This window comes from Ruficoccus amylovorans, assembly GCF_014230085.1.
Classification (GTDB): Bacteria; Verrucomicrobiota; Verrucomicrobiia; order Opitutales; family Cerasicoccaceae; genus Ruficoccus; species Ruficoccus amylovorans.
Map to the genome: position 1 here is coordinate 1 of NZ_JACHVB010000056.1, position 7,362 is coordinate 7,362.

General features: G+C 52.1%; 3 protein-coding genes. All 3 read left to right on the plus strand.

Going from position 1 to position 7,362, the window contains the following annotated elements; genetic code table 11:
* Window positions 1-21 precede the first annotated feature (21 nt).
* The 3 genes from H5P28_RS20045 to H5P28_RS16640 all read left to right on the plus strand — a co-directional run bounded on the left by H5P28_RS20045 (window position 22) and on the right by H5P28_RS16640 (window position 6,915).
* Window positions 22-5,364, plus strand: a complete 5,343-nt coding sequence (locus H5P28_RS20045) for an RHS repeat domain-containing protein (protein WP_221773464.1) — start codon at window positions 22-24, stop codon at window positions 5,362-5,364.
* Window positions 5,334-5,834, plus strand: coding sequence for a hypothetical protein (locus H5P28_RS16635; protein WP_185676825.1), 501 nt, complete (start codon window positions 5,334-5,336; stop codon window positions 5,832-5,834). Before H5P28_RS20045 ends, H5P28_RS16635 begins: the two co-directional genes overlap by 31 nt.
* A gap of 127 nt (window positions 5,835-5,961) precedes the next feature.
* On the plus strand, window positions 5,962-6,915 hold the full coding sequence (locus H5P28_RS16640) for an RHS repeat-associated core domain-containing protein (protein ID WP_185676826.1): 954 nt from the start codon (window positions 5,962-5,964) through the stop codon (window positions 6,913-6,915).
* Window positions 6,916-7,362: the final 447 nt, after the last annotated feature.

Consider the following 7,362-nt stretch of genomic DNA (forward strand, 5'->3'; position numbering starts at 1 on the left):
ACCTATGCGGCTGGAGACGAGGTGCTTTATCAGGATTATGTATATGTTTCTCTGCTGGGGGCTAATGCCGGAAATAACCCGCTTGAGGAACCATCCTATTGGGCGCGGAAAGCTCCTGATCTTGACGAGGGCACTTATGAGGCTGGGGATCAGGTCTGGTATCGGAATGTGATCTGGGAAGCGACGGGGCCGGTCACGGTCACCATTTCCGGCGGCGTTTTTGATTTTGATGAAAACGATTGGACTGCGATCTACAAGCCGGGGGCGTTCGAGGTTCGCTTTTATCGTCCGGGAAGTTTTGAGGCAGCGCCGGATAGTGTTACTGGACTCTATCCGCTTGTCAGTGGAGCTAATCCATTTGTGACCTATGTGGTCAGCAATCCGACTCCGTCTGCTTCCGAACCGGACCAGCTCAAGGTGGAGGAAATCCGTTCCGGTGCGAGTGTGAATGTTTACCATTGGACGCAAACGGGCAACACTTGGAGCTATGCGGAGGGGGGCAACTTGATCTTGACCGAGCTGACCCGGAGCGGGGCATTTGACGAGAATGCCCCTGTGGGGACGACCCGGACGGAACGTCGCAAGTTGAAAAATGGAAGTGGTGAGGTTGCATCGGATGTATTGAAAACTTACGAGATGTTCCCTTGGGGAGAGGAACTGATCTCGGAGGCGCAGGACCCCGAGGGGGTGAACCGGGTAACTCGCTACTATTATCACGATGAGGACAGTGGTGCGCCCGGCTATGGGCGGCTGAAACTGAGGGTGGGGCCCTTTGGCAACTGGGATTACTGGATCTATGATGCTGACGGGCGTCAAATTAAGACAGTCTCTCAGTTTAAAAACACTTCTGCTCCTGGCGGTGACACCCTGCCTTCCTCTGTGGACGAGAGTAGTAATCGGGTGGTTTCGCACACGTTTAATGAGGATGCTGATGCCGGTTGGAATGCGTCCTTGGGGGAATTACGCCGGACAGTGACCTATGTGCAAGGGAATGAGGTTAGTAGGGGCTACCAGATTAGGTACGAGGAGCGTGAGATTGAGCGTATTCAGGGAATTGATACCGAGGTCAAAATCGTAACCTACGTCGATTGTACAGTTCCCGGCGCGGCCTTGGGAGCCGCCTCCAATCTGGTCACCGTTGAACGTACGATTGATGAGTTTGATCTCAAGGGGCAGCCCTTCAGCATCGAGCGCCCCGATGGTACGATGACCCGGTATTCCTACTCCTACGATACTTCCAGTAGTGAAACGATGGACTGGCTCGTGACAACCAGGGAGGAAGGCACCTATGTTTACACCCCTCTGCTGGAGTTTGAGCCCTTTTTGCGTGAGGTTACGGTTGTGGACGGAGTGGGCAATCTGCAATCCCGTGAGAGCTTCCGGTTTGATGAGAGTGGCGAGCCCTTTACCGTAGATCTTGAAGTGGTCAACGGACACGATTCTGAGACGGGCCGTCCGACTTCTATTATCTATTTGGATGGTACGACTCGTGATATGGCCTATGCCTGCTGTGGGCTGGCTTGGGAGTTGAGTCGAGATGGAGAATACACCCAATACACCTATGACGATGCGGGGCGCGTAGTGGAGGCCCTCAAAGGGGATGGCCTGACAAGTTACGATCTGGACGCTGCTGGTCGCGCAGTGCGGACTACATTCAGTAAGGGTAGTGCTTCGACAGAAACTACCTCGACCTACAACAAGGCTGGTGAGCTTGTGTCCAGTATGGATGTGATGGGGCGAATCACGGACCGCATCAAGGATACCGTTACTGCTGCTGGTGAAACCTTTGTTCGTGAACGCGTGTCCTTCCCTTATCTGCCAGGGCAGGCCCCAGTCTGGGCAACCACGACTCTCAGCTATCAGGATGGCTCGCTCTATCAGGTCAGCGGCCCTTCTACAATGGCTCGCCGGTACAGTTATTCTTCAGCCGTGCCGGGGGAAGAGGCTACGACTGAGACTTTTCTGAAGCCGGACCTGAGTGCCTCGGGCGAGTATAGCACAACCGTGACGGACATGTTGGGGCGTACGCGAACGGTTCTGCAACCGGCTCTCGCTCCCGGGGGGGCGGGCGAGGCGCAGACCAGCTACAGTTACAATGCCTTGGGGCAACTAGTCTCAATGGAAGATCCAACCGGCGTCACAACCTTTTACGTGTACGATGATGAGGGGCAGTTGTGGAAAACCTATGTGGGGGATGATGTTGAGGGGCCGGTGCAGACGACAACCATCAGCTACGGGCCTGCTTCGTGGGATAGCGGAGTGCGGGTTCGCAAGACGACTTCTGTGAGTGGGGATGATGTTTCAGGGGCGCAAGTCACCGAGGTCAGCCTCGACGATCTTACCACTGTCACAACTCAGTACGGACTGACGGCGACAACGGTTACGGCATTGACCCCTGCCGTGCCGGTGGGCGGATCGGGTGGCTATGCTCCGGCCACCCGTACGGTCACGACGAGCATTGCCGACGCCGTTGGGGGCTTTGTCTCGAAAACAATTACCGTTTACGCGGATGGCCAAGTGGTCTCCAGTGCAAGCTATGACGCTCAGGGCGCCATGCTTGATCAGACTCAGTACACTTACAGCGACTTGGGTGCTCCGCATACCGTGAGCGATGCCTTCGGTGTCACGACCTACAGTTATCTGGCTAATGGTCGTCTCGAGAGTGTGACGACGCCTGTGGCGGTTGAGGGATCCAGTCTCCCCGGTGACCAGGCACAGACGACTTCCTATGCCTATAGCGATGCCCCGGATGGGAGCATGACGAGGACAATCACCTTGCCGGACGGAAGAATACAGACCGAGGAATACTATCCGGATGGACAACTCAAGCGTCGCAGCGGGTCGAGAACCTACCCGGTAGAGTATGCTTATGACTACGCGGGTCGCATGGCCACGATGAAGACTTGGCAGGATTACCCTTCGGGGGTTCCGGTTGTTACCCATTGGGTTTATAATGCTCGCGGGCTTTTGCAGGAGAAATACTACGCCTACGAGGTGGGGAATCCCGGCACTCCTGACCTGAGCTATACATACGACGATGCCGGCCGACTGAAGACTCGGACCGGTGGTCGTGGGATTGTTACGGCTTATTCCTACGACCCGGACTACGGCTATCAGACGGGCATATCCTACAGTGATGGTAAGACTCCAGCCATCAGCTATACGCAGTATGACCGCAGCGGGCGAATCGGAGCCATAACCGATAGGACTGGCACGCGAACGCTTGTTTATGGGGATGGTCGGATTGTCTCGGAGACCTATGAAGCGGACGGGGAGCCCTGGGATGGTTTTGCGGTTGAGAGGACATTTGATGCGGCCACTCGCCCGAACACGGTCAGCCTTTCCGATGGCACCAGTCCGCTGCACGCAGTGCAGTACGGCTTCGACGGTGTCACAGGGCGTCTGGAGACGATTGGCTTCAGTCAGGGCGGTCAGGTGCACACGGCGGCATACGGTTATCGCCCCGGTAGCGCTCTGGTGGAAAATGTGGTGCAGTCCCGTGGGGCTGCGGAAGTGCTTGCCGTTCACCGTCAGTATGATAATCTTGGTCGTCTAAGGAGCCTGAGTTATGGTATTCCTCATCAGCAACTGGGTATGACCTACGCATACAATGCGGCGAACCAGCGGACTGCGGCCACTCTGGGCAGCGGAGAGTACTGGCTTTACGGTTACGATGCGTTGGGGCAAGTCACCAGCGCTGCGAAGTACCTGCCTGGTGCGCAACCAATTCCCGGCTACGTGTTCAATTACGGGTTTGACGATATCGGTAACCGTACTCAGGCCGGGCGGGATGGGAATACAACCCGTCGTCAGGTGTATTATGCCGGAGCCGATGCCACCGGGACAAACGGTGCCAATCCGCTTAACCAGTACGGCAGTCGCAGCGTGCCTCGCGTCCTTGGAGTGCTGGGGTCTGCTCACCCGGCGGCGGAAGTGACGGTTAATGCGGAGACGGCCACCCGTACAGGAGAGTACTTCCAGGCACTCTTGGATTACTCCGGGGAAACAAGTCCAAATGCTGCCCGGCAGGAGAGTATCGCGATCCAGGGAACCTACTCAGGGCAGGGGAGTGGTGGTGCCGATGCTGTCGCCGAGGCTGAAGCCAGCGCCTACCTACCTCCCAACCCGGAAAACTTTATATACGATGACGACGGGAACTTGTCCAACGACTCTCGTTGGGTGTATACTTGGGATGGTGAAAATCGCCTTATTGCGATGGAGCCAACTTCTGTGGCAGCCGGCTTGGGGGTTCCCAATCGGAAACTGGTCTTTACCTATGACTCCCAGGGTCGCCGCATGAAGAAAGAGGTGTTCGATTGGGATGATGTAGCGGGGGACTGGGGGAGTACGCCTGTGGAGACTATCGCTTTCCTTTATGACGAGTGGAACGTGTTGGCCGAGCTTGCTTACGATGGGGCTGGGACTCTTGCCTCCTCGCGCACCTACACCTGGGGGCCCGACTTGAGTGGAACCCTTCAAGGGGCGGGTGGCGTCGGTGGCCTGCTGGCCGTTACTGCGGGGGCTGATACCTATTACCCCGCTTACGATGGCAATGGGAATGTCATGGCTTATGTGGACAGCCAGTCTGGCACGGTTTCGGCGCGATTCGAGTACGGTCCCTTCGGCGAACCCTTACGTGCTACCGGTGCCGCCGTGGCCGAACTCAACTACCGCTTCTCCACCAAATATACCGACCCTGAATCCGGCCTTCTTTACTACGGCTACCGCTATTATGACCCTGTCGTTGGCAGATGGCTATCAAGAGACCCGATTGGGGAACAAGGCGGGGTGAACCTGTATGCCTTCGTCGGAAACGATGGGGTGAACGGGTGGGATTACCTGGGGCAGATATCTCTAGGTTTAAAAATCACAGGTATTTGGACCTCTAGGGTAGCAGAGACTGCTTTTCTTAGTTCTATTGCTTCAAGGTTTTTCGAAGACATGCCTGTGTATGTTCTTTCTGATGATGAAGGTGAGATGCGCAATATGGATTCAGTTGTTGGAACTGCGTTGATGAGGTATGCGGATGCCAATAACCTGTCTGGTCTAATCGAGGTTGATAATATTAATCTGAGGGATTATTACAGCGAATTTGTATATTATATCGATGCTACTACGCTTGGGACTGGATGGTGGCTTAATGGGGCAGAAAGTGTTACGGCAACTGGAACCTTTTGTTATTTAAATAATAAAATTTATGTAATAGTACTCTCTCTGCAGTGGAATGATACAATAGACGCGAATCCGAGCGGTGAGCCTAGAAAGCATCAAATTGAGTGGTTATATAAACTACATCAGGATGTTTATAATTTAGATTTTGGAGTGAAAATACCATGGTTAATTGGACCAACAGTTTTACAGTAAAAAAGCAATTTTTTCTTGTTTTGTTAATAGTTTTTGTGGGGTTTCTTGTTGTCTATGTTGTTGACGATATGAAGCTTTTTCCTGGTCACAGGCATTTGGTTGTTAGTGGACTTGATGGATGTCCTCAGCTTTTGCCTTTTCTTGAAGGGATTGGTTTAGAAGGTCCTATTGACATATATTCGACTGATCGGTATCGTTTTACGTACTATATAATTGAAGGCAAGGTGCTGACGCCAGGAAGTCTCGATAAATATGGATATTCTTGTGATTCCTTGGGTGCTGATTATGACATGTCCTATTTGTTTGCTCCGTTTGATGAGGTCGGTTTTAATTTAGATTCTTCGTTTGCTGACCCCATTTTAAAATGCGATAAGAGTATTGATGGAGATGGCTCATCTGTTAGTGTTTTTTTTGATCATAGCGGAGGTGTGCTGATAAGGGTTATTGATATGAACTCCCCGTCGGATTAGTGAGATGAAGTAGCACTCCTGGGATGGTGAAAATCGTCTTGTGGCAATGGAGCCAAATTCTGCGGCAGCTGGCTTGGGTGTTCCCAATCGGAAACTGGTCTTTACCTATGACTCCCAGGGTCGCCGCATGAAGAAAGAGGTGTTCGATTGGGATGATGTAGCGGGGGACTGGGAGAGTACGCCTGTGGAGACTATCGCTTTCCTTTATGACGAGTGGAACGTGTTGGCCGAGCTTGCTTACGATGGGGCTGGGACTCTTGCCTCCTCGCGCACCTACACCTGGGGGCTCGACTTGAGTGGAACCCTTCAAGGGGCGGGTGGCGTCGGTGGCCTGCTTGCCGTTACTGCGGGGGCTGATGCCTATTACCCCGCCTGCGATGGCAATGGTAATGTCATGGCTTATGTGGACGCCAGCACTGGCGGATTGGCTGCCGAGTTCGAATACGGTCCCTTCGGCGAACCCTTACGTGGTACCGGTGCCGCCGTGGCCGAACTCAACTACCGCTTCTCCACCAAATATACCGACCCTGAATCCGGCCATCTTTACTACGGCTACCGCTATTATGACCCTGTCATTGGCAGATGGCTATCAAGAGACCCATTGTGTGAACTTGGTGGGATTAATTTATACACATTTTGTTTAAATTCTCAGACAAATAACATAGATCCGCTAGGGATGTATTCTGTGTATGTTGTCTTGACTGTTCTCGTCGTTACAATGTTTATATTAGAGCAAATACTATCCAGTCTGGTTGCCGAAGCCGCTCAAATGGTGGAAGAGTATATAACAAGGCAGGCAGTTATAACGGCAATAGAGGTACGAGCGAATGAGACGAATTCAACCCACGGGTTTGTAGATGCGAGTGGCTATGGGCAAATTTTATTTTCAGGGGATGTCGATGGCCTTTCGCCTGCGGATGGAGTCGTTTTGGCATTTTTTCATTGTGACGGAGATGACTTGACTGTTGAATGTGTTCTTCGTTATACAAGAGAAATAGTTGGAACGAATTCTAGGACTACTGTATATGTGGATCTGGATAGTTTTACAGAAGAGAATTGTCCTGTATGTGGTCAAAATTAATATACAAATATATCTACCCGTTGTCACTTGCAGTTCTGGGTGTGCTGGCTTATGGATTTACTGTTTCATGTCAAAGCAATCTTGCGCTAATCGGAGTTAATAAGTCTACGACGATATCTCTCGCTTTTTCTGTTTTGCTCATACTGTATGTAGCATGCGTGGGGCGTGTTATAGCTAATGAGTCATTGAGCAATACTAAGTGCTTTTTAGTGGTTTTTATTGGTTCTATATCTGTCGCATGGGTAAGTGGTAGATCGGTAGATTTTTTTTAGTAGTAAAAGCTATGTCTAGCAATCAGTCTGTGCTTGTGGTTGGATCTGGTGATTTTAAATGTGCCAATATTTTTGTGTTTTCGATCGCACTATGCATAGCAGCATTTGCTAGCATTAAGTCACGATTGGATCATTGAGTGGCAGTCAAGGGATCCCATCGAAGAAAAGGGGGGGG